The following is a 26,589-nucleotide window of genomic DNA, read 5'->3' on the forward strand; positions in this document are numbered from 1 at the left end:
CCTTCCCCGCGCCCTGTGGCGCGCCCGAATACCCCAGGGCCTGTCCGGTGTCATCCCCGCCGATCGGACAGGCCCTGGTCCATGGTGAAACTAGGGCCGCAGGCGTAGGTCTCCAGCCTGTTACGCCAGGTCGTCGCGGTCGTTAGCGTCAGGGTCATGGACACCACCGGCGCCCTCGACGAAGCTCTCCAGCGACTGCACGACTACGGGCCCGAACGCAACGGCTGGTTGTCCAACCACGGTCCGATGGCGGTGGAGGCGCTGGTCCGCAACGGTCACGCGGCCACCGTGCACCGCTGGCTGGACTACTACCGCGACAAGCTGGAGGACCTGCCCCGCGGCACCGATCCGATCACCGAGGACGGATGGCGGCACGCGTGGGGTGATCCCCGCCGGATCGGCGACTGGACGGCGTACTTCGTCCGTCAGACCGCCGACCGGCCGTGGCGCGAAGTGCTGGTGCAGTGGTGGCCACGCCTGCTGCCGGGCATCGCCGCCGGTGCCACCCACCCGGTGATCCGGGTCGGCCATGCCGTCCGCACCCTCCTGGACGATGACCACGACCACGACCACGACCACGACCACGGCAACGCCCCGCGTACCGCGGAACTGGCCCATGGCCTCGCCTACTGGGCGGCCCGCAGCCTGCCGACACCTGGCGTCGCCGCGCCGGGCGGCACCGTCGGCCCGGACAGGGCACTGGACGGCATCCCGCTGATCGCGGACCAGGACGGCGGCTTCCGTGACGGCCTCGCGCAGCTGACCGCAACGCCCGGCTGGACGGCGGCGACCGCCGCACTCCGCCCGGCAGCGACACCTGAGGAATCCCGCGACGTGCTGGCCGAGCTCGTCCGGGCAGCCACCCACCGCTACGCCACGCACGGCCACTTCAGCCCGATCATGCTGGTCCACGCCGCCACCGCGCCCAACGCCGTGCTGCGCACCCTCCCCGCGCTGCCGCCCGCGCTGTGGGCACCGAGTCTGAACGCCGCCTGGGCGGCGAGCGCCGCGGTGACCGCCCTGTACTCACCGGCCACTCCCGCGTCGGCGTCCGAACTGCCGAACGCCCCCACCGGATCCGTAGCGGATGCCGCACAGGAGGTCTTCGCACGCGCGGCCGAGCACGGCGACGAGCACGTGGTGAAGTTCGCCGACACCGCACTGGACGTAGCCGCGACCACCGGCAGCACCGGCAGCACCGGCGCGCTGGTGGCCGCAGTGCGGGCCTGCGAACTGATCGACCCGGTTCTGAGGAGCAGAGGGAATTGAAGGGAAACGTAGGCATGGAGACGCCGAGGCTGCTGCTCCGGAGGTTCACCGCGGCGGACGCGCCGACCCTCGCGGCGTACCGGTCGGACCCCGACGTGAGCCGGTACCAGTCGTGGGAGGCGCCCGTGCCGGTGGCGGAGGCCGAACGGCTGGCGGGCTCGTTCTCGGCGGGGGATCCCCGTGATCCGGGCTGGTTCCAGTACGCCGTCGAGCGGCGGGACGTGCCTGGGCTGATCGGCGATGTCGGGGTGTGCCGGAGCGAGGACGGGCGGCAGGCGGAGCTGGGGTTCACGTTCGCGCCGGAATTTCAGGGGCACGGGTACGCCGGCGAGGCAGTCGCCCGAGTGGTGAAGTCCCTGCTGAGGGAGGAGGGGCTGCACCGCGTCTCGGCCGGCTGCGACGGGCGCAACGTCCGCTCGGCGAGGCTGCTGGAGCGCGTCGGGTTCCGGCGCGAGGGGCACCTCGTGCAGAGCACCTGGATCAAGGGGGAGTGGACCGACGACGTGCTGTTCGGTCTCCTCGGCTCGGAGTACCGGGCCGGGCCGTAGTGTCCGGAACATGCGCTACCTCCACGTCGATGTCTTCAGTCCCGTGCCCTACAGCGGCAACAGCCTGGCGGTGTTTCCCGACTCCGCCGGGCTGAGTGAGGATCAGATGGCCCGTATCGCCCAGGAGATGCGGCACTTCGAGTCGGTCTTTCTTGCCCCCGACGACAGCACCGGTGACCGGACCTGGCGGGCACGCGTCTTCGACCTCGCCGGGGAACTCGACTTCGCCGGCCACCCCCTCCTCGGGGCGGCCTGCGTCCTGCACGCGCTGCACGGCACCGACGACAGCGGTGTCGCCGAGGCCTGGCGTCTCAGGCTGGCGGCCCGCACCGTCGGTGTCACCACAGAGCGTCGTGCGGCCGGCCGGTACGCCGGTGTCCTCGACCAGGGTCCCGCCTCGTTCCTCGGCCGTCCGGGCATCCCCGAATTGGCCTCCTGGTTCTCCCTGAACGCCGACGACCTCGACCCGGACCTGCCGCCGGAGGTGCTCTCCACCGGCCTGCGCTACATGGTCGTCCCCGTACGCGGCGACGCACTGGAACGCGCCCGGATCGCCCATGACCTCGAAGCCGAACTGGCCGCCGTCGGCGCCCAGTTCGCCTACCTGCTCGACGCCGACGCCCTCGAAGGGCGCCATTGGAACAACGACGGCGTCCTGGAGGACGTGGCCACCGGCAGCGGCGCCGGCTGCGCCGCCGCCTATCTGCGCCGCCACGGCCGGATCGGCGACGGGCGGACGGCCGTCCTGCACCAGGGGCGTTTCACCGGGCGCCCCAGCCGGATGGCGATCAGCGCGTACGGCGAAGGGCGGGACATCCGCTCCGTCACGGTGGGCGGCGATGTGGCGTTCGTCGCCGAAGGACACCTCAGGGAGTTGCCGGCCTGACCGCGGAATCGATGTGTCGGTCGCCTGGCGTTGACGATGGGGCCGCGACTCTGCCGAGGAGGTCGGAGACGAGCACGTCCCGATGGTCCGTCAGGAAGAAGTGGCCGCCCGGGAAGGTGCGCAGGGTGAAGCCGCCCGAGGTCGTCTCGGCCCAGGCGGCTGCCTCCGCCACCGTGACTCCGGGGTCCGCGTCGCCCACGTAGGCCGTCACCGGGGTGGCGATCGCCGCGTCGGGGGTGGGGCGGTACGTCTCCATCAGGCGCAGGTCGGCGCGGAGCGAGGGCAGGACGACCTCCAGCAGGTCGGGGTCGTCGAGGAACGTCTCGTGCAGACCGCCGAGTTCACGGACGCCCGCCAGCATCGCGGCGTCGTCCTCCCGGTGCAGCTGCCGGCCGGTCCGCTCCTTGAAGGGGGTGGCCTTGCCCGACACGAACAGGTGCCGCGGGGGTGTCTGCCGTGCCTCCAGGCGCCGTGTCACCTCGTAGCCGACCGTGGCTCCCATGCTGTGGCCGAACACGGCGAACGGCGCGTCCAGCAGCGGTTGTACAGCATCGGCGATGCTGTCCACCAAGGGCTCCATGGCCTCGATGCAGTTTTCGGCCAGCCGGTCCTGGCGGCCCGGGTACTGGATGGCCGCCAGCTCCACCTCGGGCGGGAGTGCCTCGGCCCAGGAGCGGAAGAAACTCGCGGTGCCGCCGCCGTGCGGCAGACAGATCAACCGGAACCGCGGTGCGGCGACCGGGCGGTACCGCTTGAGCCAGCGAGTGGGCTGAGACACTTTTCGGCCATCCTTTCCTCGCGCGACGAACAAGGCACGATATCCGGTGCCCGGCATTCCGAGGCGGGCATTCCAGGATTTGGATTGATCTTGACGCCCCCTCAGGGATCGTGCCAGGGTCCCTCCGGAATGTGTGCCGCACCGGGGGAGAAATGCCCGATTTGGAGTCGATCGGGCATGGTGCCCTCATGTTCTGGAACGGGGAACTGGCGTGGAAGATCTGAAGTTTCACTGGTGTTCACCGCTGGACAGCGGGCAGCAGAAAGCAACCGAGAAATACCGGTCCGGAGAGCTCGACTTCGACGGCATAGTCGACTTCGCCCAGGAGGCGGAGCAGCTCGGGGTCGACTCCCTGCTGATGGGAATCAGCTACCACATGCCCGACCCGCTGCCGATGATCGGCGCCCTGGTGCGGGAGACGGAGCGGGTCAAGTTCATTCTCGCCTATCGTCCGGGCCTATTGTCGCCGACCCTCTTCACGCAGGTCGTGAACACCATTTCGTGGATGTCGGACGGCCGTATATCCCTGAATCTGGTGGCCGGGATTTCACCGGCCGAGCAGGCGTACTACGGCGACTTCCTGGACCACGACGAGCGCTATGCCCGGTCCAATGAGTTCCTGGGTGTTCTGCACCGTTTCTGGCAGGGTGAGAAGCCGCTTTCCCACAAGGGCAGCCACTACCGCATCGAAGAGGCCCAGCTCGGCCTGGGATACAAGGGCGGCGGCCGGCCCACGATCTATATCAGCGGCGCGTCGGCCCCCGCGCAGAAGACCGCGGCCGAATACGGGGACTGCTGGCTGCGCTACGGAGACACCCCGGAGGGCATCGCCCGGGCCACCGCCCCCGTGCTGGCCAACGGCTGCCGGGCCGGCATCCGGATGCACGTCCTGGCCCGCCCGACCCGGGAAGAGGCCCTGACCGACCTCGCCGAGATGATGCGCGACCCGGACGAGGACCACCGGGCCTGGGTCACCAGCTTCGTCGCGGCGTCCGACTCGGAGGCCGTGAAGAACTCGTTCCGCCTGGCCGAACAGGCGCAGGACGACTGGCTCTCGCCCTACCTCTACTCGGGCGCCGTCGCCTACCGCGGCGGCCCGGCGCTCTGCGTCGTCGGCAGCTACGAAGAGGTCGCGGCCTACCTGTACGAGTACAAGGCCGCCGGCGTCAGCGAGTTCATCTTCTCCGGCTGGCCGACCAGGGACGAGATGCGGATCTTCTTCACCCACGTGCTGCCCCTCATCCGGGAGCACGAGCGCACCGGCGCACCGGCGTGACGGCGCGCACCGAGGGGCTGCACCGAGGTCTGTTCGCCACCGGTGTCCTGCTGGGACTCGTCGCCGAGCAAGTGGTGCTGTTCGCGGTGCCGTTGCTCATCTTCCAGGACACCGGGGACGTGTCGACCCTGGGCTTCGCGTTCGCCCTCGAATGGCTCCCCGGCCTGCTGGCCTACCCGTTCGCGGGTCTGCTGGCCGACCGGGACGGCGGCGCCCGGCTGTTCTCCCGGGTGACCATGGCCCGGGGCGTGCTCCTCGCCGGTGCCGTCCTGCTGATCCTGGCCAGGCCCGGCTGGGCGACGGCGGTCCTGATGGCCAACGGCGCCCTGCTGTCCGTCCTGGCGGCGCCCGTGCGGATGTCGATCGAGAAGATGGTTCCGCAGGTCGCCCGGGGCGACAAGCTTGCGGCCACGCAGTCGCTCGTACAGAACATGGAGTTGCTGGCGATGGCGCTCGGCCCCGCCCTCGCGGCGCTCGCCGTGCTCCTCCTCGGGAAGGTCTGGCTGCTCGCCCTGGCCGCCGCGGTCTTCGTGGTCGCCGCGGCCTGCTGGCTGCCGCTGCCCCGGCAGAAGTGGCAGTCGGGCAGCGGGGGCGCCCGGGAGATCCTCGCCGAACTGGGCCTGGGCTGGAAGCTCCTGCTCAGGAACCGGCCGGTGCGGCTGCTGGCCGGGCTCAACTTCGCCATCAACCTGGTCTTCGCCACGATGCTGAGCGCGAACGCCGCTCTCGTCACCGGGGTGTTCGACGCGTCCGAGTCGTCCTTCGGCATCCTCAACACCTTCGTCGGCATCGTGGGCCTGGGCAATCTCCTGATCGTCCCGCTGCTGCTGCGCAAGCTCGACGTGCACGTGATCGGCGCCGTCGGCTTCACCGCCCTGTGCGCCGCTCTGCTCGTCGCCGGGACCGCGTCCTCGTTCGCCGTCTACGGCACGGCGTTCGTCGCGGGGATGACCGGAGTCGCGTACTACAACGTCTTCAACCGCACCCAGCGGATCAAGGTCCTTCCGCGGGAGCACCTGGGCAAGATCATGGGCCCCTTCTACCTGCTCAACCTCCTGTCCTACCCGATGGCCGGCCTGCTCGTCGGCGCCACCGGAGACGTGATCGAGCCACAGGATCTCGTCGCCGGACTCGCGGTGCTGCTCAGTCTGCTGGGCGCCGTCCTGCTGCCCCTGACCATGCGCAGCTTCCGCCGGGCGCTCGCGGAGCGGGACGGGGATTCCGCGGACGTTCCCCAGATATCAGAGGTGCATTGATGCATATCGTCCTTGTCAATCGCTGGCCCCGCTTCTCGGACGGGGACCGCTGGGACAACGAGCTCACGCGGTACGAGGAGTTCATCGACCACGACAAGAACCGGGTGAGCTACGTCGTCGATGCCCTCGGCGCCGAGGGCGTGCTCGTCGATCCGGCCCGCATCGCGCACTTCGTGCAGGTCGAGGACGTCAACGACTTCGAGGCACTGCGCTCGGCGGTCCAGGAGGTCACCGAGAAGGCCGGTCCCGTCGACCGGCTGATCGCCCTGTCGGAGTTCACCCTGGAGATCGCCGCCCGGGTGCGGGTGGATCTCGGCATCCCCGGTCCCACGCCCGACGAGGTCGCCGTGTACCGGGACAAGGTCAGGATGAAGGAGGTGCTGGCCGAGGGGAACGTACGGGTTCCGCGCTTCGCCGGGTGCGTCGACGAGGCGCAGTGTGTCGCCTTCGCCGAGTCCACGGGATATCCGGTGATCCTCAAGCCGGTCGACGGGGCGGCGAGCATCGGGGTCCACCGGGTGGACGACGCGGTGGCGCTGCGGGAGATCCTGCCCACGCTCGACCTGACCCGCTACGAGATCGAGGAGTTCGTCACGGGTGCCCTCCACCACGTGGACGGCTTCGCCGACGCCGGGTCCCGGGTCCCGTTCCAGGTCGCCTCCGTCTACGTGGGCGACTGCCTCTCCTTCGGATCCGGCTCGCCGCTGGGCTCGGTGGTGCTGCAGGAGTCCGAACTGCGGGGCCGTATCGAGGAGTTCACCCGCGAGTGCGTCGCGGTCCTGGGGCTGAGCGACACGCCGTTCCACCTGGAGCTGTTCGTCACCGGGTCGGGCGAACTGGTCTTCCTGGAGGTGGGCGGCCGGGTCGGTGGCAGCGAGGTGCCCCACCTGCTGAACAAGCTTTTCGGGGTCAACCTGTACGAGGTCTGGCTCAGGGCGCTGTCCGGCGATCCGGTCGAACTCGCCCCGAAGGCCGGTGACCCGAGCGGCGGCTGGCTGGTGCTGCCCAAGCCGGACGGGCTGCCCCTGCGGGTCAGCCGGGCGACGCCGATGAAGGAGCGGGTCCCGACGATCTGGCGTGAACTCGTGCCCCGGCCGGGGCAGATCCTGGAGCCGGGCGGCAGCTACGACGCCCTGCACAAGGGGCGGTTCATCCTGCTCCACGACGACCAGCAGCGGGTCACGGACGACATGCACCGCATCATCGAGACCTTCGAGTTCGAGGTGGAACAGCCGTGAACCGGGCCGGGCCACCGGTGAGCGCCTCGCTCGGAGAAGCTCACCGGCGATCCGGTCGCTCAGGTGGCCAGCATGACCGACGCCGCGGTGACTCCCACGGTGACGATGACGGCGCGCAGCACCACCGGCGGCAGCTTGCGGCCCACCCGGGCCCCGAGCAGGCCGCCGACGGTCGAACCCGCCGCGATGACCCCGGCGGCGGCCCAGTCGACGTCGGCGACCGCGACGAACACCACCGCGGCGGCGCCGTTGACGATGGCGGCGAGGACGTTCTTCGCCGCGTTCAGCCGTTGCAGGTCGTCCCGCAGGAAGCTGCCGAAGAGCCCCATGAGCACGACTCCCTGGGCGGCGCCGAAGTAGCCGCCGTAGACGCCGGTGCCCAGCACGCCGCACCACATCGGTACGCCGCCGTCCGTGCTGCCGCTCTGGGCGCGCCGCTTCAGCCACGCGTTGAGGCGGGGCTGGAGCAGGATCAGGACGCACGCCGCGAGGATCAGGACCGGGACCACGTTGTCGAAGGCCGAGGGGTCCAGCTGGAGCAGCAGCAGGGCACCGGTGACGCCGCCGATCAGGGAGGCGGCGCCGAACCGGAGCAGTCGACGCAACTGCCCGCGCAGCTCACGGCGGTAGCCGTAGACGGCGCTGAGCAGCCCGGGGGCGAGACCGATGTTGTTGGTCACGTTGGCCAGCACCGGCGGGTATCCGCAGGCGAGCAGTGTCGGAAAGGTGATGAGCGTGCCAGACCCCACCACGGCGTTGATGGTGCCTGCGGCGACGCTCGCGGCCGCGATGGCGGCGGCCTCCGTGCCGTTCAATGGATTACCGTCCCGAGATCAGTTCGTCGACGACAGGGCCGTCGGGGAGGTGCCTGGTGGCGATGCGCTGCTTGTGCGGATCGCCGTCGAGGATGAGGTCCACGACCCCCGACTGTCCCATGCCCGTCAGGGAGCGTCCCGTCCGGCGGGCGAGTACGCGCAGCTGGGCGAAGGGCAGACCGCTGAACCGCTCCAGCTCGGCGACGAGGCCGAGTTCGCCGTCCACCGGGGCGGCGTCGGAGACGAGCAGGGCGGTCATGGCGTTCAACTCGCCCTGGAGATGGGGCTGTTCCGTCTTGACGTAGGCGGCCAGGCCGGCCCCGGCGTCGGTGAAGGGCGAGCGGACCATACAGACCAGCTGCTCCTCGGTGATGCCGAAGATGTCCAGGGCGTAGGAGTCCATGGCCGTACGCATCCGCTCGACGGCGCCCTCTCCCTCGTACCGGGCGCTGATCATCTCGATCAGCTGGTCGGGGAACTCCTTCTTCCGCATCAGCTGCTTGCCGAAGGCCACGTACTCCTCCAGGCCCTCCGCGTAGCTGCGGCCGTAGAGGCGCTCGCACTTCAGGCCGCGGATGTGCGCCATGAGCGCGGGGTTGCCGCAGTCGGACTCGGAGAAGCTGAAGGCGAGTTCGTCGAAGGTGAAGCCGAGGAAGTCCGTCAGCAGGTCCCAGTGGTCACCGGAGGCGTAGGCGGTGTCGTCGTAGATCGAGAAGAAGCGCAGCTGCGCGGGGGTGTCGTGGTGGACCCGCCGCTCCTCGATGAGGTCCGTCGCCTCGGCGCCGTAGATGTCGGTGAAGTAGGCACGGCCGATGTTGTTCGTGGCCTGGAGGACCCCGCTGAAGCCGTCGCGTTCCTGCCCGGTCGGCGCCACCCCCAGGCGCTCGGCGAGGCGGTGGATCCAGACCAGGTAGGTGCGCTGCTCGTAGGGGGAGTCGCCGGTGATGATGAGGTCGACGCCGCCGTCATGGGAGGCGCCGAGACCGAACGCGTGGGCGGCGCTCAGGTTGCAGGCGTTGCAGAAGGTCGGACGCCCGTCCCCGAGGGTGCGGTGGCCGGTGACCAGGACGTCGAGGCGGTTCCTGGCGACCACGTGGTCGCGCTGCGGGAGATCGACGTGGAAGGGCGAGATCTCGTCGCCGTCGATGAGGAACTGTTCGCAGTCCGGGTCCTGTTCCAGCTTGAGCGCCGCGTAGGTGCGGTCGATGTTGCGCATCACCGCGGCGGGCATGCCGGCGTGGCGCATCGTGACCACCCGCAGCCGGAAGGTCCGGCCCGCCTCCTCGAAGAGGCGCAGCTGCATGGCCCGGACGAAGGCGGTGGTGTAGGCGCTGTCCTTGCCGCCCCCGTAGGCGACCATGACGACGCGTTCGTCCAGCGGGCCCAGCTCCTCCAGCTGGGCGCGGAGTTTGGGAACGCAGCGTTCGACCTCGCCCAGGTGGTCCGAGGAGAGCCACTGGCGCAGCTCCTGGAGGGTCGCCCGGCGCAGCTCCGCGACGTCATGCGGAACCGGCTGGACGGATCCGGTGGTTTCCGTGGTCTCAGCGGACATTCTCGTTCCCCTCACAAGCGGAAGGGGGAATCTCTAAATTCAGTACGCGATCCGCGCGTGCCGATCATCCCCCGGTGCAACCCGCCGGAGGATATCGCAGGTGCAACTCCGAATGTCCACCGCAAGAAAAGGATCGAGACGTGAAAAAACGGACTTTCGCTGCGGTCGTCTCATGATTCGAGACCATCTCTTTTCCGTTCCGTTAAGTGCGTGCTACGGTCCGTGGCGTGATCGAGAACAGCCTCTCAGGTGAAGAGATCGAGCGTGAGATACGGGACATCTGGAGGGGGTTGTTCGGTGTCGATGTAGGACCTGACGACAACTTCTTCGATCTCGGCGGAGATTCGCTGAAGGTCGTGGACGTCGTTGCGGCGGCCCGAAAGCGCGGTATTGGATTCCGCAGTTCCGCGGTGTTCCGAAACCCCACCCCGTCCCTGCTGGCTGCCAGTCTGACCAGGAGTGATGTCCGGTGAGTGAGGAGAGGACGCTGCCCAACGGCCTGTCCGTGCACGGGCTCAACCGCAACGAAACCGAGTACCTCTACAAAGAGATTTTCGAGGACGAGGCGTATACGCCACCCGAAGGTTTTCGGTTTCCGGAACAACCGGTCGTCTTTGACGTGGGCGCCAACATAGGAATGTTCGCGCTCTTTATGGCGACGAAGTTCCCGGCCGCCCGCGTGTTCTCCTTCGAGCCGGTGCCGCGCACGTTCGAGGCATTGAACAGGAACGCCGACCGTCTGGAGAACGTCTCCGTCTTCAACATGGCCCTCGGCGACGTCGCGCAAACCCGTGAGCTGACCTTTTATCCGCAGTACTCGATGATGTCCGGGTTCGACGCCGATCCGGAAGTCGACCGGGCCCTCGTCAAGTCGTACATCGGGAATATCGCGGAAACACTCGACGAAGAGCGCCGCGAGCTCGTCCTCGAAGAGGCGGACGAGCTGATCCAGGGCCGCTTCGACACGGTGGAGCAGGTGTCCTGCCGGATCGACCGGCTCGACGCGGTGGCGGCCGAGCTCGGCATCGACCGCATCGACTTCCTGAAGATCGACGTCGAGGGCTTCGAGGTGAAGGTCCTCCAGGGCATCGGCGAGGCGCTGTGGCCCAGGATCGCCCAGGCGGCGGTCGAGGTCGAGGACGACAACGGCGAACTGGCCGAGGTCACCAAGCTGTTCGCCGAGCACGGCATGAACACGGTGGTCGACCAGCCGGAGGAGTACCGCGGCACCAGCGTCTACACCGTCTTCGCCTCCCGCGCGACGGGAGCCGCCCCGTGAGCGCAACCGCCGTGTTCGCCCTGCCCACCGCCTGGCGCCCGGCGCCCGGCGACGACCAGGCGGACGGGTCGGTGGCCGTCGAGTACACGGACCTCACCGACGGGTTGACCGCGCTCGCCGGCATCTGCGGCACCGACCTGCCCGTCGTGCTGCTCGCCGCCCACGTCAAAGTGCTGAGCATGCTCGGCGAGGCGGACGCGGACGACCGCCACACCGAGGTCGCGCGTGGCACCGTGACGCACCACGTCCCCGTGATCCGGACGGCGGCCACCTGGCAGGAGCTGGTGCTCCGCACGGCCAAGACGACGCGGCCCGGCGCACCGTCCGCCGACGAGAGAGCACCCGGCGAGCGCGTGCTCTTCACCGGCACCGCCGGGACGGACGCCGACGAGGTGGGTGACCGGCTGGGCGGATCGGGCGAAGTCGGGTGCGTGACCGCGTCCCGGCAGGTGCGTGGGGCGGTATCGGTCGACGGCTCTGCCACGGACGCGGACGAGGTGGGTGACCGGCTGAGCGGATCGGGCGAAGTCGGGTGCGTGACCGCGTCCCGGCAGGTGCGTGGGGCGGTATCGGTCGACGGCTCCGCCACGGACGCCGACGAGGTGGGTGACCGGCTGAGCGGATCGGGCGAAGTCGGGTGCGTGACCGCGTCCCGGCAGGTGCGTGGGGCGGTATCGAACTGCGGCTCCGCCGCGGGGCGCGACCAGCCCCCACCGCCCCGCGGATTTACCACCACCGCTCTCCCCGCGGAGCGCCCCGCCTACGGCCTCGAAGTCGTCGCAGCCGAAGGCCAGTTGACGTTGACCACCGCCCCCGGCGCCATCGCCCCGCGGTACCGGGAAACCCTCGGCGCGATGTACCGCGAGGTCCTGGAGGCGATGGCCGCCGGCCCCGACGGCGACGCGCTCGCCGCCCGGCTGGCGCCGCGGGACCGCCGCTCGGTGCTCGACGACTGGAGCACCGGGGCGACCGTGGACCGGGACCCGGCCACCGTCGCCGGGCTCATCGAGGAGCAGGCCGCCAGGACGCCGGACGCCCCGGCCGTCAGGGTCGCCGGCATCGAGGTGACGTACCGCGAACTGGACGAGCGCGCCAACCGGATCGCCCGGCGGCTGACCGCCCTCGGCGCCCGGCCCGACGCCCTGGTGGGCGTCTGCCTGCGCCGCACGGCCGACCTCCTGCCGGCGCTGCTCGGTGTGTGGAAGTCCGGCGCCGGATACCTTCCGCTCGACCCGGCCATGCCCGCCGAGCGCCTGCAGCACATGATCGCCGCCGCCGGATGCGAGCTGGTGGTCAGCGAATCCGTGCACCTGCCGGCCCTGGGCCCGCTCACCACCGGCGACCTGGTCCTCCTCGACCGGGAGCGGGAGTCGATCGACGCGCTGTCCGCGGCTCCCCTCGACAGCACGGCGGCGAACCCGCGCTCACTCGCGTACGTCATCTACACCTCGGGCTCCACCGGGAACCCCAAGGGCGTGATGGTGGAGCACGCCGGTCTCGCCAACTACCTGCGGTGGACGGCCGAGGCCTACGCGGCACGCGGCACCGGCGGCGCCCCGGTGTTCTCGTCGATCTCCTTCGACCTCCAGATGCCCAGCCTGTTCGCACCGCTGCTGACCGGCCAGCCCGTCCATCTGCTGCCCGACCCGCTGGACACCGCCGACCTCGGCGACGAGCTGGTGGGCGGCGCGCCCTACAGCTTCATCAAGATGACCCCGGGCCACCTCGACCTGCTCAGCTACGACCTGACCCCCGAGGAGATCCACGGTCTCGCCGGGCTCGTCATCGCCGCCGGAGACGCGTTCACCAGTGAACTGGCCCGGCGCTGGATCGAGTTCGCCGGACCCGGCGGAACCCCGGTCGCCACCGAGTACGGGCCGACCGAGATCACCATCGGCAACTCCGGCGAAACGCTCACCGAGCCGCCCGCGACGGAACTGATCCCGCTGGGCGCCCCCATCCCCAACACCACCATGTACGTACTCACCGACCGGCTGGAGCCCGTACCCGTGGGCGTCCCCGGCGAGGTCTGCATCGGTGGCGCAGGCGTCGCCCGCGGCTACCTGGACCGCCCGGGTCTGACCGCCGAACGGTTCCTGCCCGACCCGTTCGGTGCTCCGGGCGCCCGCCTGTACCGCACCGGCGACCGCGCCCGGTGGCGGGCCGACGGCTCCCTGGAGTTCCTCGGCCGGGTCGACAACCAGGTCAAGATCCGTGGCTTCCGTGTCGAACTCGGCGAGATCCAGGCCCGGTTGCGGGAGCACTCGCAGGTCGCCGACGCCGTCGTCATCGCGGTGGGCACACCGCGCTCCCGTTCCCTCGCGGCCTACGTGATCCCCGTGACGGGACAGCAGGCGGACGTGAGCGAACTCCGGGACCATTTGGCGGCCGTACTGCCCGGCTACATGATCCCCGCGCACTTCGTCGCCATCGACCAGGTGCCGTTGACGACCAACGGAAAGGTCGACACGCGCGCGCTGCAGAGCCTGCTCTGACCAGCCGCGTTCCCCGTGCCGAACCCTACGAGAGGCGAAAAAGGATGTCCATCGACGACATATCCGCCGAGACGACACCGTCCCGCGATACGGCGGAGACCGCCGCCCCGTTCCGGCTGGACCTCACCGACGAGGAGCGCGCCGAGGTGCGCGCCCTGGCCGAACGGCTCACCCGCGTCGGCCCCGGCCTGGTCGACGAGCACGAGTGGGTCGCCGAGGCGAGGCGGCTCAGCTGCCGGCTGCCCGTACGGCTGCTCGAACGCATCCGCCAGTACCGCAGTGACGCGGGCCCCGACGGAATGCTGTGCCTGGCCAACCTTCCCGTCGACGCCGACCGGCTGCCCGACACCCCCAGCACGCCGGACTCGGTGGAGCGCGAGGCCACCGTCCCGGCCGCCGTCGCGATGCTGGTCGGGCAGCAGCTCGGCGAGGTCATCGCCTACCGGGACGAGAAGTACGGGGCACTGGTGCAGAACGTGGTCCCCGTTCCCTCGCTCGCCCGTTCCCAGAGCAACGGCGGCTCCGTACCGCTGGAGTTCCACATCGAGAACGCCTTCCATTCCCACCGCCCGCACTACGTCGGCCTGTTGTGCCTGCGCTCCGACCACGAGAGGACGGCCGGCACGGAGATCTGCTCGGTCCGCCGTGTTCTCGGCCGCATCGACGAGGCCGATCGCAAGATCCTTGAGGCGCCCCGCTTCGTGACCGAGGCGCCCCCCTCCTTCCGGTCCGCCGAGCGCACCCAGCCGCACCCCGTCCTCGTCGGCAGCCCCGAGGACCCCGACATCCGCGTGGACTTCAACGCCACCTCGGCCCTCGACGAGGAAGGCAGGCAGGCCCTGCAACGGCTGCGCGACACGATGGCGGACACCGGCGAGTCCCTGGTGCTGAGCCCCGGCGAACTGGTCTTCGTCGACAACCGCCTGGTCGTACACGGCCGTGCCGACTTCGTACCCCGCTACGACGGCCGGGACCGCTGGCTGCACCGCATCTTCGTCCACCTGGACAACCGGCTCAGCCGCCCCCACCGGGCCGACAACGGCCGCGTACTGGTCTGAACCGGCAGCCTGAGCACAGACGTTATGGAGAGCAGCAACGTGACGACAGCAGACGCGGAAGCGGCCGAGCAGTTCGTCGTGGTCGTCAACGACGAGGACCACCACTCCCTGTGGTGGCACGGCCGGCCGGTGCCCCAGGGCTGGCGCACCGCATCGGAGCCCGGCACCAGGCAGGAGTGCCTGGCCCGGATCGAGGAGAGCTGGACGGGCCTGCGCCCCGAAGCCCGCCTCACCCCGGCGGGCCCGCGATGAGCGCCCGCCCCACCCTCGTCCTGGTGGACGCGCTCACCACCGGGGCCATGCTGGCCCGTTTGGCCGCCGCCGACCACCGCCTGGTGCATGTGCGTTCGCGCGCCTGGCTGCCGGAGACCTTCGCCGCGAGCCTGCCCGGTGAGCTCTTCGCGGAGGACCTCACCTATCCGGGCCACGCCGAGGAAGTACTGCGCCGGCTGCGGGAACTCGAGCCGTACGCCGTGATCGCCGCCAGCGAGTTCGGCGTCGAGGTCGCGGACGAACTCGCCGGCCGGCTCGGCCTGCGCGGCAACGACCCCGAGCTGTCGACGGCCCGGCGTGACAAGTCCCGCATGATGGACGTGCTCGCGGCCGCCGGCGTGGCGACCCCACGCCAACTGCGCGGCACCGAACCGGCGGACCTCCTGCGGTGGCGGCGCGCGTGCGGCCTGGAGCGGGTGGTGGTCAAGCCGCTCGACAGCGCCGGCTCCGAGGACGTGTACACCTGCGACACGGAGCAGGAGGTGGCGGCGGCGGTCCGGGCGGCCCTCGGCAAGACGAACCTGATGCTGCGCGCCAACGAGGCGGTGCTGATCCAGGAGCACCTCGCCGGGGACGAGTACGTCGTCAACACCGTGAGCCGGGACGGAGAGCACTGGTTCACCGACGCGTGGATCAGCCGCAAGCGAGTGACCTCCGGCAAACGCCTCGTCTACGACTACGAGGATCTGCTCGCCCCCGACGCCCCGGCGCTCGACAGCATCCTGACCTACGTCGGCGAGGTGCTCGACGGCCTCGCCGTCACCGACGGCCCGGCGCACACCGAGCTCATCCTGACCGCGAACGGCCCTCGTCTCCTGGAGACCGGCGCCCGCCTGTCGGGCCTCGCCAACCCGCCCGCCCTCCAGCGCTGCACCGGCGCCGACCAGGTGACCCTGACCCTCGACTGCCACACACGGGACGCGGTACGGCTGCACAGCCGCCCACGCCGCTACGAGCGTCACGAGTCGGCCCGCTGCGTCAACCTCCTCGCCCACCGAGAGGTGCCGTTGCCGACGCACGCCCTGCGGGAGGCCCTGGAACAGCTTCCGGCCTTCGAGAGCGTCCGCTTCCGCAAGGCCGAGGGCACCCCGACCCGGCCGACGGTCGACCTGAACTCCTCACCGGGAGTGGTGTTCCTGGTCCACCAGGACCCGGACGAGATCGAGAGCAGCTACAAACTGCTGCGCGACATCGAACGAGAACTGCTGTGACGGCGGCCGGACCTGCTGCTCCCCCCGATCCCGACCCCGACTGTGGTGGTGACGCCGTATGCCCGTGAGCCCGTCGCAGTTCCGCGAGGTCTTCGGCTCCTATCCGGCCCAGGTCGCGATCATCACCGCGGTCGGTGCGGACGGGCAGCCGCGCGGATTCACCTGTACGACCACCTGCGCGGTGTCCGCCACCCCGCCCCTGCTGCTGATCTGCGTGGACGACAACTCCCAGACTCTGCCCGCGATCCTGACCAGCCGCTCCTTCGTGGTGAACATCCTGGCTGCCCCCGGCGAACAGGCCTCGCGCCTCTTCGCCGGCAAGGCCCAGGACAAGTTCGACCACCTGGAATGGCGGCCTTCGGACAGCGCGGGCGGCGCCCCGATCCTCACCGACATCGTGCTCGCGTACGCCGAGTGCCGAGTCGTACAGAGCATGACAGCGGGCGACCACCGCATCGTCGTCGGCCAGGTCGAGGGAAGCGCCGTCTTCCCCCGCGAGCCCCTCCTCTACGGCAAGGGCGACTACCACGCCTGGCCCAGCACCCTCGGCGCGGCTCTCGGTCCTGTCGGCGGAGTGTGAACGACGGATGCGTGCCGCCGACTCCGTGCTGCACAAGGAGATCCTCCTCGCGGCGCACGACCGGCTGGGCGGCGCGGGCGTACGCGGCTGGTCGAGGGAACTGGGCTTCGTCCTGGCCGCGGCGGTCCTGGTCGAGCTGGAGCGGTCGGGCCGCATCACGGTGGGACCCGACACGCTGTACGCCAAGGACGCCACCAGAGCCGCGGACCCGGTCTCGGACGCCCTCCTGGAACGCGTCCTGCTGGCACCCCGGACACACCGCGTCCACCGCTGGCTCCAACGGGAGGGCGGCACCGTCCTGGAGCTCACGACGGCTCACCTACTGCACGAGGGCACCCTGTCCGAGCGGCACCGGAAGCGCTGGGGACTGTTCCCGGTGATCGACCACCTGCCCTCGAACCCCACCCGCGCCACACAGGCCTACGAAGCGATCCGCACGGCATCGACCGGCCCCGCCCACTCCCCGGGACCGGCCTGCGCGGCAGCCGCCCTGCTGTCCGCCGCAGGCCTGTCCACACCCCTCGGTCACACCCGTACGACCTGGTCAGCCTGCCCGGCCCCCCTCCCGGTCATCGCGGGAGAACTGGCCCTGACGCTCGCCGTCTCCCGCGTTCCAGCGGCCCTGGGCTGATCGAGAGGCGTCACCCCGGGTGCAGGCCGCTACACCGTGAGCCAGACCGCGCTGTCCGGTTCCAGCAGTCCGTTCGCGACCGGGCCGGCGGCCAGCAGGATCGTGGCGTGTTCGGGCAGCGGGTAGGCCTCGGCCGAGAGGTTGACGACGCAGACGAAGCCCGGGTCGCGGCGGAAAGCCAGGACTCCGGCGGGGGCGTCGAGCCAGGTCATCGTGCCGTCGCCGAGGGCGGGATTGCCGCGGCGCAGGCGGAGGGCGGTGCGGTACAGCTCCAGCACCGAGGTCTCGTCGCCGGTCTGCGCCTCCACACCGCGCTCGCTCCAGTCGGCGGGCTGGGGGAGCCACGGTTCGGCGGAGGCGTCGTCGGGGCTGAAGCCGAAGGGGGCGGTCTGTCCTGACCACGGGATCGGGACGCGGCAGCCGTCGCGGCCCCGGTCGGTGTGGCCGGAGCGTTCCCAGATGGGGTCCTGGAGGACGGATGCGGGGAGGTCCTCGACTTCGGGGAGGCCGAGTTCGTCGCCCTGGTAGATGTAGGCGCCGCCGGGCAGGGCGAGCATGAGCAGGGCTGCGGCTCGGGCGCGGCGGGTGCCGAGGTCCAGGTCGACGGGGCCCTGGGGCTGGTAGCGCTCGTTGGGGAGCCACCGGGCGACGGTCTTGCGGGCGTAGCGGCTGGTGTGGCGCATGACGTCGTGGTTGGACAGCACCCAGGTGGCCGGTGCCCCGACGGCGTTGAGCATGGCGAGGGAGTCGTCGATGACCGTACGCAGGTCCTTGGCGTCCCAACTGGCCATCAGGAAGTCGAAGTTGAACGCGGTGTGCAGGCCGCCGGGGCGGACGTAGGCGGCAAGGCGTTCGGGGGTGTCTGCCCACGCCTCGGCGACGAAGGCGCGGTCGCCCTCGAACTCGTCGGCGACCTTGCGCCAGGCGCGGTAGATGTCGTGGACCTCGTCGCGGTCCCAGTGCGGGTGCACGAGCTGTTCCCGTGTCAGGTCGGGCAGTTCGGGGTCCTTGGCGAGCCCGTGGGCGACATCGATACGGAAGCCGTCGACGCCCCGGCTGAACCAGAACCGCAGGATGGACTCGAACTCGGCGTGGACGTCGGGGTGTTGCCAGTTGAGATCGGGCTGCTGGGGGGCGTACAGGTGGAGGTACCACTCGCCGTCGGGCAGTCGGGTCCAGGCGGGGCCGCCGAATTCGGAGATCCAGTTGCTGGGCGGCTCGGCGCCGTCGGGGCCCCGGCCGGGCCGGAAGACGTACCGCTCACGCTCCGGGCTGCCGGGGCCGGCGGCCAACGCGGCCTGGAACCAGGCGTGCTGGTCGGAGGTGTGGTTGGGCACGATGTCGGGGACGACGCGGATCCCGTGCCCGTGGGCTTCCTCGATGAGCTGCTCCGCGTCGGCGACCGTGCCGAACAGCGGGTCGATGGCACGGAAGTCGGCGACGTCGTAACCGCCGTCCGCCATCGGGGACTTGTACCAGGGGTTGATCCACAGGGCGTCCACACCCAGCGACTTGAGGTACGGGAGGCGGGAGCGCAGGCCGGCGATGTCGCCGACGCCGTCGCCGTTCCCGTCGGCGAAGCTGCGGATGTAGACCTGGTAGATGACGGCGGAGCGCCACCAGGGCGGGGGCGTGGTGGAGGGCATGGTGCTGACGGGTCCTTTGACGGTGAGGGAAGTGCGGTGCGCCGGCCGGGAGTTACTTGGCCGCGCCCGCGGTGAGCCCGGCGACGATGCGGCGCTGGAAGACGAGCACCATGACCACCAGCGGGACGGTGACCAGGACGCCCGCTGCCATCTGGCTGCCGAACGGGGTGTCGAACTGCGTGGCGCCGGCGAACTTGGAGATGGCGACCGGCGCGGTCTGGATGCTGGGCCGGTTCGTCATCGACAGGGCGATGAGGAACTCGTTCCAGGCGGCGATGAAGATGATGATCGCGGTGGTGAAGATGCCCGGTGCGGCGAGCGGGATGATGATCCTGCGGAACGCCTGGCCCCGGGTGCAGCCGTCGATCATCGCGGCCTGCTCCAGTTCGTCGGGCATCTGCTTGAAGAACGTGGTCAGGTTCCACACCGCGAGCGGCAGCACGAACGACATGCTCGGCACGATCATCGACTGGTAGGTGTTGATCCAGCCGATGTCGGTGAACAGCTTCAGCAGCGGCACCAGGATCGACACGACCGGGAACATCGAGGTGGCGATGATCAGGGTGAGGAGCAGCCGCTTGAAGCGGAACTCCAGCCGGGCCATGGCGTAGGCGGTGAACGTGGCCAGCAGCAGCGCCAGGACGGTGGTCGTGCCGGCGACGATCAGGCTGTTCAGCAGGGCGCGGCCGAAGCCCTGGGAAGGGCTGAAGACCGCCCGGTAGTTCTCGAACGACACCGGGGCGGGCAGCAGCGAGGTGTCGAAGATGTCCGAGTTGCGGCGCAGGCTGGAGACCAGCATCCAGTAGAAGGGGGCCAGGCAGTAGGCCACCACCGCGGCAACTCCCAGGTAGAGCAGCCAGGTTCGCCATTTCACGGTCACGGTCATACCGATACCTCCACACGGCTTCGCTTCGAGGCCCGCCGGCGCTTCTTCCTGCCCGAGCCGCCCGCGTCACCGACGACGTCCGCGCCCAGCAGCCGTACGAAGCCCAGCGCGATGAGAAGGACGTAGACGAAGAGCACCACCGCGTAGGCGGCGGCCGGTCCGAAGCGGACGTTGGACGCCTCGTTCTGCGCGAGCATCGACAGGGTCTCCACCGAGCTCTTCTGCGCGCCGACGAGGAGGTACGGCAGGTCGAACATCCGCAGCGCGTCCAGGCAGCGGAACAGCACCGCCACCAGCAGGGCGGGCTTCACCAGCGGCAACGTGATGTGCCAGAACTGGCGCACGGGACTCGCCCCGTCCATACGGGCCGCCTCGTACACCTCCTTGCCGATCACCTGGAGGCCGGCCAGGACGAGCAGCCCGATGAAGGGGGCCGTCTTCCACACCTCGGCGACGATGACGGCGACCTTGGCGTGGAAGCCCTCGGTGGTCCACAGGATCTGGTGGCCGATCAGGGAGTTGGCGATGCCGTCGCTGTTGAAGATCCACCGCCACAGGAGCCCGGAGATGGCCGTGGGCACGGCCCAGGGGATGAGGATGCTCGCCCGGATCAGGGCCCGGCCGCTGAACGCCCTGTGCATGATCAGCGCCATCGCGACACCGATCACCGTCTCCAGACCCACCGTGACGACGGTGAAGAAGGTGGTGTTCCAGAAGGCGTTCCAGAACCGTTCACCGGCCTCACCGAAGATGTCGGTGTAGTTCCGCAGCCCGACGAACGGCTCGGTGTCACTGATGAAGCCGGTAGCCGGGTCCAGCCCTTTGACCCCGTACAGCGACTCCCGCAACGCCATGATCGTCGGGTAGAGCACGACAACGGTCAGCACCAGCAGGGTCGGTGACACCAGCAGGGCCGCCATCCGGCCGGAGCCCGCTGTCGCCGACTTCCGGCCCCTCCGGGGCCTCGCCGGCCCGGCGGACCGCCCGGCCCGGCCTGTTTCCGTGCCGGGCGGCCGGTCCGCGGCCGTCTCAGGTGGGGTCCGAGTGGCCACCACGAGCCTCCTTCTCACAGCGCCGAGAGCTTCTGCAGGGCTTCCTGCAGGTCCTTCAGCGCCTGCGCGCCGGACTTGTCGCCGTTCAAGGCGGCGTACGCCTCCTGCTGGATCGCCGAGGACACGTCGCCGTACTGGACCACCCGGGGGCGCGGCACGGCGTTCAGGATCGACTTCTTCAGCATCGGCAGGTACGGGTACTGCTTGACGAGCGCCTGGTCGTCGTACAGGTCCGTGTACGGCGGGGCGGCCGAGCCGTCCTTCAGGAACGTCGTCGCGCTGTCGTGGCTGGTGAAGAACTTGATGAAGTCCAGCGCGGTGGCCTTGTTCTTGGCGAAGGAGGACAGGGCCACGTTGTGGCCGCCCAGGGTGGAGGAGCCGGCGCCGGTCAGGCCGGGCAGCGGCGCGACCGCGAACTTGCCGGCGACCTCGCTCTTCTGGGCCAGCGAGTACACGTAGGGCCAGTTGCGCAGGAAGACCAGCTTGCCGGACTGGAACGCCTGGCGGCCTTCCTCCTCCTGGTAGGTGATGGCCTCCTTGGGGATGGTGCCGTCCTTGACGGAGCCGATCAGGAAGTCCAGGCCCTTCTTCGCCGCGGGTGTGTCCACGTCCGGCTTGCCGCTCGCGTCGGTGACGACCCCGCCGGCGGAGTTCACGGCCTCGGAGAAGTTGACGGTCAGGCCCTCGTACTTCTGGAACTGGCCGGCGTAGCAGTCCATGCCCTTGCCCTCGGGCAGCTTCTCGACCTTGGCGCAGGCGGCCTTCATCTCCGCCCACGTCGTCGGCGCGGCGCTGACTCCGGCCTTGGTGAGCAGGTCGGAGCGGTAGTACAGCAGGCCGCCGTCGGAGGACTGCGGGACCGCGTACAGGTTGTCGCGGTACGTGGTCGTCTCCACCACCGGCTTGAGCATCGTGTCCAGCGGGAACTGCGCGGCGGGCAGCTGGTCGATCCACTGGTGGGCGGCGAACTCCGAGGTCCACACCACGTCCAGGGAGAGCACCGTGTAGGCGTCGGACTTCGTCTCGGCGTTCTGGATCATCTGCTGACGCTGCTGGTTCACGTCCGAAGGCAGCTGGACGAAGGTGACCTTCTCCTTCGGGTGCTGCTTGTTCCAGCCGTCGATCACCTTCTGGACGACGCCGGAGCTGTCCTTGGCGGCCGCGTACGTGATCGGGCCGCGACCCGAGAACGACGGGCTCTTCGCCTCCCCCGACGAGCCGCTGCCGTCGGAGGAGCCGCAGGCGGTGAGGACGAGCCCGGCGGCGACGAGCCCGGCCGAGCACTGAAGGACTCTGGTGGTTCTGGCGTTCACTGTCTCTCCTGGACGTGCGGAACCGGAGGCTCTCTTGCGAGACTGGGCTGTCAAGTCGCTGGATGGATAAAAAGAGCAGGTCAAAGCCATGAATGATGACGTCACGGTGACGACTTCGACTCCGACGTGACAACGCTTGCACCGTAGAAGTGCACCAAGTGGAAGTCAATGCGTAACTCCGCGGTAGCACGGACGCTTTAGGTGATCGAGACCGTCTCGCTACAGGAGATAACCGGCATTGCGCGCCCGAGAATCCTCGTGACAGCGCTGTCACGAAGGGTCCCGTCGGAGGGTCGATCTGTGCTAACTTCCGCTCATGTCACCAGCTCAGCGGCACCCCACGTTGGCCGACGTAGCCGAACGGGCGGGGGTCTCCCCGTCCACCGTCTCGCGCACCCTGCGCGGCCTGGCATCGGTCTCGCCGCAGGTCCGCGCCCGGGTCGAGAAGGCCGCCCGTGAGCTGAACTTCGCGATCTCGCGGCAGGCGTCGAGCCTGGTCACCGGCAGGACCGGCGTCATGGCGGTGCTCGTGCCCACGCTCGACTCGTGGTTCATGGGAGCGGCGCTGTCCAGCCTGGGCCCGCTGCTGCGGGGCGCGGGCATGGAGATGACCGTCTACGTGGTGCCGGATCTGACGGAACGGGCCGAGTTCTTCGAGCGGCTCCCCGCCCGGCGCAACGCGGACGCGCTGATGGTGTTCTGCTTCGACCTCAACAAGGAGGAGACGGCCCGGCTCGACGACCTCGGCATGCCGGTCATCTACATCAGCCAGCACGTCGAGGGCCGCCCCAGCGTCTACGTCGACGACGTCGCCGGCGCCTGCCGGGCCACCCGCCACCTGATCAACCTCGGACACCGCCGGGTCGCCTTCGCGCACACCGTCAACGCCCGTGGCTTCAGCTTCAGTTCACGCGACCGCCTGCTCGGCTACCGGCAGGCGCTCACCGAGGCGGGCATACCTCTGGACGACGACCTGGTCGTCACCACACCGCCCCGCGACAAGCGCGGCACCACCCAGGCCGTCGGCAACCTGCTGAGCCTGCGCGAACCACCCACAGCGATCTTCGCCGAACAGGACGACCTGGCCGCCGCCGTCGTCGCGACCCTGCGCACCGTTCAGATCGAGGTACCCGAGCGGATCTCCGTCCTCGGCTTCGACGACCAGCTGATGGCCGAATGGCTCGACCTGTCCACCGTCGCCCAGTCCCCCTCGGACATGGGCCGCGCAGCCGCCGAACTGGCCCTGCAACTCATCAACGACCCCGACGCCGACCGTGGCCGCCACATCGTCCTGCCCACCCACCTGATCCCCCGCGGAACCACAGCCCCACCGCCCGCCCCCCAGGGGGAACGCGAGAGTCAGGGGTCTGCTGAGGGGCGACGACGCGTCTGAGATTCGCGGGGGAGGGGCTTGTCGACGGTGTGGTGCGCGCGCCGGATGTCGACAGCGGCTTCAGCAACTGCTTCAGCGCGCCTCGGTGTCGGCGGGAACGCCGAGCCATGCCAACGCGGAGCCATGGCACACTCGTCGACGGCCACTAACCCCTGTGCATCGCCGAGAGTCGCGCGGCACAGGACATCCGCCGCCCGGCCGTACGCGAGCTGGTCGCCGACATGGCAGCCCGCGACCGCCGCCGGCCCCTGCCCGAACCGCACCACTTCAGCCGCCGACGGGGAGTGCCCGCGTGAGCGATCAGCCCGACAAGCCGTTCCTCCAGATCGTGGTCTGCGCGGCCGGGGTAGCCGATGACGTCGGCAAGCTGATCACCGCGGCACAGGAACGGCACTGGGACGTCGGCGTCGTCGCCACCCCGCAGGGGCTCGGTTTCCTCGACGTGGCGGCGGTCGAGGCCCGGACCGGCCACCCCATCCGCTCCGCCTGGCGAACACCGGGCGAGCCGCGTCCGACTCGGCCCGCCGATGCGATCGCGGTCGCCCCCGCCAGCTTCAACACCGTCAACAAATGGGCCGCCGGGATCTCCGACAACCTCGCCCTGGGCATCCTGTGCGAAGCACCCGCGATGGGCGTACCGGTGGCCGTACTGCCGTACCTGAACTCGGCCCAGGCCGCCCACCCCGCGTACCGCCAGAGCCTGGAACGGCTGCGCGGGATGGGCGTCCTGATCGGCTCGTACGAACCTCACCGGCCGAAGGCCGGCGGCGGGGCCGACCGCTACCGCTGGGAGGAAGTACTGGAGTTGCTCGCCCCCAGGCTGTCCGCACGGTAGTAGTCAGCGTCGACGTGCTTGCGGTGGTCGTCGGGCCGGGGCGCCGGGACGCCGGATGCCGTCAGACGGCGGCGACGGCCGCGGCCGCGGCGGGTGCGTCGGCGAGGGCGGCGAGGTACCGCTCGGCGTCCAGCGCCGCCGCGCAACCGGAGCCGGCCGCGGTGATGGCCTGGCGGTAGGTGTGGTCGACGACGTCGCCCGCGCCGAAGACGCCCACGATGCTCGTACGGGTGGAGGGGGAGGCGACCTTGAGGTAGCCCTCGCCGTCCAACTCCAGCTGGCCGGTGACCAGTTCGGTGCGCGGGTCGTGGCCGATGGCGACGAACAGGCCGGTGGCGGCGAGTTCGGAGGTCCCGCCGGTGAGGGTGTCGCGCAGGGTGAGCCCGGCGAGTTTGCCGCCGTCCTCGTGGACTGCGGCGACCTCGCTGTTCCAGGCGAAGGAGATCTTCGGGTCGGCGAAGGCGCGGTCCTGCATGGCCTTGGAGGCCCGCAGGGTGTCGCGCCGGTGGACGACCGTCACCGACTTGGCGAAGCGGGAGAGGAAGGTGGCTTCCTCCAGGGCCGTGTCGCCGCCGCCGACCACGACGATGTCGTGCTCGCGGAAGAAGAAGCCGTCGCAGGTGGCGCAGTACGACACGCCCCGGCCGGAGAGCGCGTCCTCGCCGGGCAGGCCCAGCTTGCGGTGCTGCGAGCCGGTCGCCACGATGACGGCCTTGGCCCGGTGGACCGTACCCGCGCTGTCGGTGATGGTCTTCACGGCGCCGGTGAGGTCGGCCTCGACGATGTCGTCGGGGACGAGTTCGGCGCCGAAGCGTTCGGCCTGGGCGCGCATGTTGTCCATCAGGTCCGGGCCCATGATGCCGTCGCGGAAACCGGGGAAGTTCTCCACCTCGGTCGTCTGCACCAGCGCGCCGCCGGCCGTGACCGCGCCCTCGAAGACCAGCGGGTTCAGGGAGGCGCGGGCGGTGTAGAGGGCGGCGGTGTATCCGGCGGGTCCGGAGCCGATGACGATGACCTCGCGGACGTCCGTGCTCGTGCTCATGCGGTCGGCTCCGGCGCGATCTCCTTGATCAGGCCCTCGACGAGCACCTTGATCTCGTCCCGGATCGGGCGTACGGCCTCGACGCCCTGGCCCGCCGGGTCCTCCAACTGCCAGTCCAGGTACCGCTTTCCGGGGAAGACGGGGCAGGTGTCGCCGCAGCCCATGGTGATGCAGACGTCCGACTCCTTCACCGCGTCGACGGTGAGCATCTTCGGGACCTCGGCGGAGATGTCGATGCCGACCTCGGCCATGGCCTCGACGGCGGCCGGGTTGACGCCCGCGCCCGGGTTGGAGCCTGCGGAGCGGACCTCGACGCGGTCCCCGGCCAGGTGGGTCAGCCACGCGGCGGCCATCTGGGAACGGCCGGCGTTGTGGACACAGACGAAGAGCACGGAGGGCTTGTCGGACATCAGGAGGTCTCTCTTGTCTCACGACGGCATCAGGCCCGAATGAAATCAGCACCCGGTGGTGTCAGCCACCACTGATGTGACAGTATCAGTCCATGATGACGTCAGTCGACACTGATCTGATGCGAGTCCTCGCCGACCCGCTCCGCCTCCAGATCGTCACCCTCCTCGCCCGGGAAACGCTCTGCTCCACGCACCTGATCGAAGAGACCGGTGCGAAGCAGACCAACCTCTCCAACCATCTGAGAGTCCTGCGCGAGGCCGGGGTGGTCGAGACGGAACCGTGCGGCCGGTACACGTACTACCGGCTGCTCCCGGACGTCATCGCCCAGCTCGCAGGCCAGTTCGCCGACCTGGCCGAGTCCGCTCGCAATGCCGCCGAGAACAAGAGGGCCTGCCCGTGACCCCCACTGAAACAGCCGCGACCACCGAGGAATCCTCGGTGGTCGCGAAGCTGTCGACGCTCGACCGCTTCCTCGCCGTATGGATCCTGCTCGCCATGGCCCTCGGCCTGGGCCTCGGCCGCGCCATCCCCGGCCTGAACGACGCCCTCGCCAAGGTCGAGATCGGCGGCATCTCCCTGCCGATCGCCGTCGGCCTGCTGATCATGATGTACCCGGTGCTGGCCAAGGTCCGTTACGACAAGCTCGACGCCGTGACCGGCGACCGCAAGCTGATGGTCTCGTCGCTGGTCATCAACTGGATCGTCGGCCCGGCGGTCATGTTCGCGCTGGCCTGGATCTTCCTGCCGGACCTGCCCGAGTACCGCACGGGTCTGATCATCGTCGGCCTCGCCCGCTGCATCGCCATGGTCATCATCTGGAACGACCTCGCCTGCGGCGACCGCGAGGCAGCGGCCGTCCTCGTCGC

Annotated in this window: 27 protein-coding genes and 1 pseudogene; 19 read left to right on the forward strand and 9 right to left on the reverse strand. The window is 69.9% G+C overall.

Annotation, left to right across the window (positions count from 1 at the left end):
* Positions 1-156: 156 nt before the first annotated feature.
* Genes ACH4TV_RS43870 through ACH4TV_RS43880 form a run of 3 tightly spaced genes read left to right on the forward strand, consistent with a single transcriptional unit; the run spans position 157 to position 2,703 of the window.
* Positions 157-1,269: a hypothetical protein gene (locus tag ACH4TV_RS43870; protein ID WP_398407028.1), complete on the forward strand. Its 1,113-nt coding sequence runs from the start codon at positions 157-159 to the stop codon at positions 1,267-1,269.
* A gap of 14 nt (positions 1,270-1,283) precedes the next feature.
* Positions 1,284-1,817 (forward strand): GNAT family N-acetyltransferase, encoded by a 534-nt coding sequence (locus ACH4TV_RS43875; RefSeq protein ID WP_398407029.1) that lies wholly within the window; start codon positions 1,284-1,286, stop codon positions 1,815-1,817.
* Positions 1,818-1,827: 10 nt separating this feature from the next.
* Complete coding sequence (locus ACH4TV_RS43880; RefSeq protein ID WP_398407030.1) at positions 1,828-2,703, forward strand: PhzF family phenazine biosynthesis protein; 876 nt, start codon at positions 1,828-1,830, stop codon at positions 2,701-2,703.
* On the opposite strand, the gene ACH4TV_RS43885 is transcribed toward ACH4TV_RS43880, so the two are convergent.
* Positions 2,684-3,481 carry a thioesterase II family protein gene (locus ACH4TV_RS43885; protein ID WP_398407031.1) on the reverse strand — a complete coding sequence of 266 codons (798 nt, stop codon included), beginning with the start codon at positions 3,479-3,481 and terminating at the stop codon, positions 2,684-2,686. The two genes, ACH4TV_RS43880 and ACH4TV_RS43885, sit on opposite strands and share 20 nt — an antisense overlap.
* Before the next feature lie 211 nt (positions 3,482-3,692).
* Between ACH4TV_RS43885 and ACH4TV_RS43890 the strand changes: the two genes are divergently transcribed.
* From ACH4TV_RS43890 to ACH4TV_RS43900, 3 genes are read left to right on the forward strand one after another with little or no spacing between them, the layout of a single operon-like run.
* Positions 3,693-4,757, forward strand: a complete 1,065-nt coding sequence (locus tag ACH4TV_RS43890) for an LLM class flavin-dependent oxidoreductase (RefSeq protein ID WP_398407032.1) — start codon at positions 3,693-3,695, stop codon at positions 4,755-4,757.
* A complete protein-coding gene (locus ACH4TV_RS43895; RefSeq protein ID WP_398407033.1) occupies positions 4,754-6,013 on the forward strand; it encodes an MFS transporter in 1,260 nt (419 codons plus the stop codon). Before ACH4TV_RS43890 ends, ACH4TV_RS43895 begins: the two co-directional genes overlap by 4 nt.
* Positions 6,013-7,251 (forward strand): acetyl-CoA carboxylase biotin carboxylase subunit family protein, encoded by a 1,239-nt coding sequence (locus tag ACH4TV_RS43900; protein WP_398407034.1) that lies wholly within the window; start codon positions 6,013-6,015, stop codon positions 7,249-7,251. Before ACH4TV_RS43895 ends, ACH4TV_RS43900 begins: the two co-directional genes overlap by 1 nt.
* A 59-nt stretch (positions 7,252-7,310) precedes the next feature.
* On the opposite strand, the gene ACH4TV_RS43905 is transcribed toward ACH4TV_RS43900, so the two are convergent.
* Positions 7,311-8,066, reverse strand: a complete 756-nt coding sequence (locus ACH4TV_RS43905; protein WP_398407035.1) for a sulfite exporter TauE/SafE family protein — start codon at positions 8,064-8,066, stop codon at positions 7,311-7,313.
* Positions 8,067-8,070: 4 nt separating this feature from the next.
* Complete coding sequence (locus ACH4TV_RS43910) at positions 8,071-9,618, reverse strand: PqqD family protein (protein ID WP_398407036.1); 1,548 nt, start codon at positions 9,616-9,618, stop codon at positions 8,071-8,073.
* 227 nt (positions 9,619-9,845) lie between these two features.
* On the opposite strand from ACH4TV_RS43910, the gene ACH4TV_RS43915 reads away from it, so the two are divergent.
* From ACH4TV_RS43915 to ACH4TV_RS43950, 8 genes are read left to right on the forward strand one after another with little or no spacing between them, the layout of a single operon-like run.
* Positions 9,846-10,091, forward strand: coding sequence for a phosphopantetheine-binding protein (locus ACH4TV_RS43915; protein WP_398407037.1), 246 nt, complete (start codon positions 9,846-9,848; stop codon positions 10,089-10,091).
* A complete protein-coding gene (locus ACH4TV_RS43920) occupies positions 10,088-10,897 on the forward strand; it encodes an FkbM family methyltransferase (RefSeq protein WP_398407038.1) in 810 nt (269 codons plus the stop codon). The genes ACH4TV_RS43915 and ACH4TV_RS43920 overlap by 4 nt, the downstream gene beginning before the upstream one ends.
* Positions 10,894-13,392, forward strand: a complete 2,499-nt coding sequence (locus tag ACH4TV_RS43925; protein ID WP_398407039.1) for an amino acid adenylation domain-containing protein — start codon at positions 10,894-10,896, stop codon at positions 13,390-13,392. Before ACH4TV_RS43920 ends, ACH4TV_RS43925 begins: the two co-directional genes overlap by 4 nt.
* Positions 13,393-13,436: 44 nt before the next feature.
* On the forward strand, positions 13,437-14,450 hold the full coding sequence (locus ACH4TV_RS43930) for a TauD/TfdA family dioxygenase (RefSeq protein WP_398407040.1): 1,014 nt from the start codon (positions 13,437-13,439) through the stop codon (positions 14,448-14,450).
* A 39-nt stretch (positions 14,451-14,489) separates the two neighbouring features.
* Complete coding sequence (locus tag ACH4TV_RS43935) at positions 14,490-14,702, forward strand: MbtH family protein (protein WP_398407042.1); 213 nt, start codon at positions 14,490-14,492, stop codon at positions 14,700-14,702.
* The gene (locus tag ACH4TV_RS43940; protein ID WP_398407043.1) at positions 14,699-15,934 is read left to right on the forward strand and encodes an ATP-grasp domain-containing protein; all 1,236 of its coding nucleotides are present in this window, start codon (positions 14,699-14,701) and stop codon (positions 15,932-15,934) included. Before ACH4TV_RS43935 ends, ACH4TV_RS43940 begins: the two co-directional genes overlap by 4 nt.
* Positions 15,935-15,992: 58 nt before the next feature.
* Positions 15,993-16,514 carry a flavin reductase family protein gene (locus tag ACH4TV_RS43945; protein ID WP_398407044.1) on the forward strand — a complete coding sequence of 174 codons (522 nt, stop codon included), beginning with the start codon at positions 15,993-15,995 and terminating at the stop codon, positions 16,512-16,514.
* A 7-nt stretch (positions 16,515-16,521) separates the two neighbouring features.
* Positions 16,522-17,145 carry a GPP34 family phosphoprotein gene (locus tag ACH4TV_RS43950; RefSeq protein WP_398407045.1) on the forward strand — a complete coding sequence of 208 codons (624 nt, stop codon included), beginning with the start codon at positions 16,522-16,524 and terminating at the stop codon, positions 17,143-17,145.
* 29 nt (positions 17,146-17,174) lie between these two features.
* Here the strand turns inward: ACH4TV_RS43950 and ACH4TV_RS43955 are convergent, their stop codons facing one another.
* Genes ACH4TV_RS43955 through ACH4TV_RS43970 form a run of 4 tightly spaced genes read right to left on the reverse strand, consistent with a single transcriptional unit; the run spans position 17,175 to position 22,042 of the window.
* Positions 17,175-18,791 carry a glycoside hydrolase family 13 protein gene (locus ACH4TV_RS43955; protein WP_398407046.1) on the reverse strand — a complete coding sequence of 539 codons (1,617 nt, stop codon included), beginning with the start codon at positions 18,789-18,791 and terminating at the stop codon, positions 17,175-17,177.
* A 52-nt stretch (positions 18,792-18,843) separates the two neighbouring features.
* Positions 18,844-19,677, reverse strand: a complete 834-nt coding sequence (locus tag ACH4TV_RS43960) for a carbohydrate ABC transporter permease (protein ID WP_398407048.1) — start codon at positions 19,675-19,677, stop codon at positions 18,844-18,846.
* Entirely contained in the window at positions 19,674-20,729 is a 1,056-nt protein-coding gene (locus ACH4TV_RS43965; protein WP_398407049.1) for a carbohydrate ABC transporter permease, read from the reverse strand. The genes ACH4TV_RS43960 and ACH4TV_RS43965 overlap by 4 nt, the downstream gene beginning before the upstream one ends.
* Before the next feature lie 14 nt (positions 20,730-20,743).
* Positions 20,744-22,042: an ABC transporter substrate-binding protein gene (locus tag ACH4TV_RS43970; RefSeq protein ID WP_398407051.1), complete on the reverse strand. Its 1,299-nt coding sequence runs from the start codon at positions 22,040-22,042 to the stop codon at positions 20,744-20,746.
* A gap of 316 nt (positions 22,043-22,358) precedes the next feature.
* On the opposite strand from ACH4TV_RS43970, the gene ACH4TV_RS43975 reads away from it, so the two are divergent.
* The 3 genes and pseudogenes from ACH4TV_RS43975 (at position 22,359) to ACH4TV_RS43985 (ending at position 24,270) form a co-directional block, all read left to right on the forward strand.
* On the forward strand, positions 22,359-23,435 hold the full coding sequence (locus ACH4TV_RS43975) for a LacI family DNA-binding transcriptional regulator (RefSeq protein ID WP_398407053.1): 1,077 nt from the start codon (positions 22,359-22,361) through the stop codon (positions 23,433-23,435).
* 152 nt (positions 23,436-23,587) lie between these two features.
* Positions 23,588-23,731: pseudogene (locus tag ACH4TV_RS43980) on the forward strand (transcriptional regulator); the annotation flags it as partial.
* Positions 23,728-24,270, forward strand: a complete 543-nt coding sequence (locus ACH4TV_RS43985) for a flavoprotein (protein WP_398407055.1) — start codon at positions 23,728-23,730, stop codon at positions 24,268-24,270. The pseudogene ACH4TV_RS43980 and the gene ACH4TV_RS43985, both read left to right, overlap by 4 nt.
* 61 nt (positions 24,271-24,331) lie before the next feature.
* Here the strand turns inward: ACH4TV_RS43985 and trxB are convergent, their stop codons facing one another.
* Together trxB and ACH4TV_RS43995 are read right to left on the reverse strand one after the other, a co-directional pair.
* Positions 24,332-25,312: a thioredoxin-disulfide reductase gene (gene trxB / locus ACH4TV_RS43990; RefSeq protein WP_398407056.1), complete on the reverse strand. Its 981-nt coding sequence runs from the start codon at positions 25,310-25,312 to the stop codon at positions 24,332-24,334.
* Positions 25,309-25,722 (reverse strand): arsenate reductase ArsC, encoded by a 414-nt coding sequence (locus ACH4TV_RS43995; RefSeq protein ID WP_318325018.1) that lies wholly within the window; start codon positions 25,720-25,722, stop codon positions 25,309-25,311. The genes trxB and ACH4TV_RS43995 overlap by 4 nt, the downstream gene beginning before the upstream one ends.
* Positions 25,723-25,814: 92 nt before the next feature.
* On the opposite strand from ACH4TV_RS43995, the gene ACH4TV_RS44000 reads away from it, so the two are divergent.
* Together ACH4TV_RS44000 and ACH4TV_RS44005 are read left to right on the forward strand one after the other, a co-directional pair.
* Positions 25,815-26,123, forward strand: coding sequence for an ArsR/SmtB family transcription factor (locus ACH4TV_RS44000; protein ID WP_398407058.1), 309 nt, complete (start codon positions 25,815-25,817; stop codon positions 26,121-26,123).
* Positions 26,120-26,589, forward strand: a 470-nt coding sequence (locus tag ACH4TV_RS44005) for an arsenic resistance protein (protein WP_398407060.1), incomplete at its 3' end; no start/stop codon positions are given. The genes ACH4TV_RS44000 and ACH4TV_RS44005, both read left to right, overlap by 4 nt.

It is taken from the genome of Streptomyces sp. NPDC020898, assembly GCF_044333925.1.
In the GTDB taxonomy this organism is placed as follows: Bacteria; Actinomycetota; Actinomycetes; order Streptomycetales; family Streptomycetaceae; genus Streptomyces.

Coding starts and splice junctions, on each gene's coding strand:
- ACH4TV_RS43930 (WP_398407040.1), top strand. CDS start 13,437: ATGTCCATCGACGACATATCCGCCGAGACGACACCGTCCCGCGATACG.
- ACH4TV_RS43995 (WP_318325018.1), bottom strand. CDS start 25,722: ATGTCCGACAAGCCCTCCGTGCTCTTCGTCTGTGTCCACAACGCCGGC.
- ACH4TV_RS43880 (WP_398407030.1), top strand. CDS start 1,828: ATGCGCTACCTCCACGTCGATGTCTTCAGTCCCGTGCCCTACAGCGGC.
- trxB (WP_398407056.1), bottom strand. CDS start 25,312: ATGAGCACGAGCACGGACGTCCGCGAGGTCATCGTCATCGGCTCCGGA.
- ACH4TV_RS43875 (WP_398407029.1), top strand. CDS start 1,284: ATGGAGACGCCGAGGCTGCTGCTCCGGAGGTTCACCGCGGCGGACGCG.
- ACH4TV_RS43900 (WP_398407034.1), top strand. CDS start 6,013: ATGCATATCGTCCTTGTCAATCGCTGGCCCCGCTTCTCGGACGGGGAC.
- ACH4TV_RS44000 (WP_398407058.1), top strand. CDS start 25,815: ATGATGACGTCAGTCGACACTGATCTGATGCGAGTCCTCGCCGACCCG.
- ACH4TV_RS43870 (WP_398407028.1), top strand. CDS start 157: ATGGACACCACCGGCGCCCTCGACGAAGCTCTCCAGCGACTGCACGAC.
- ACH4TV_RS43975 (WP_398407053.1), top strand. CDS start 22,359: ATGTCACCAGCTCAGCGGCACCCCACGTTGGCCGACGTAGCCGAACGG.
- ACH4TV_RS43955 (WP_398407046.1), bottom strand. CDS start 18,791: ATGCCCTCCACCACGCCCCCGCCCTGGTGGCGCTCCGCCGTCATCTAC.
- ACH4TV_RS43960 (WP_398407048.1), bottom strand. CDS start 19,677: ATGACCGTGACCGTGAAATGGCGAACCTGGCTGCTCTACCTGGGAGTT.
- ACH4TV_RS43950 (WP_398407045.1), top strand. CDS start 16,522: ATGCGTGCCGCCGACTCCGTGCTGCACAAGGAGATCCTCCTCGCGGCG.
- ACH4TV_RS43940 (WP_398407043.1), top strand. CDS start 14,699: ATGAGCGCCCGCCCCACCCTCGTCCTGGTGGACGCGCTCACCACCGGG.
- ACH4TV_RS43945 (WP_398407044.1), top strand. CDS start 15,993: ATGCCCGTGAGCCCGTCGCAGTTCCGCGAGGTCTTCGGCTCCTATCCG.
- ACH4TV_RS43910 (WP_398407036.1), bottom strand. CDS start 9,618: ATGTCCGCTGAGACCACGGAAACCACCGGATCCGTCCAGCCGGTTCCG.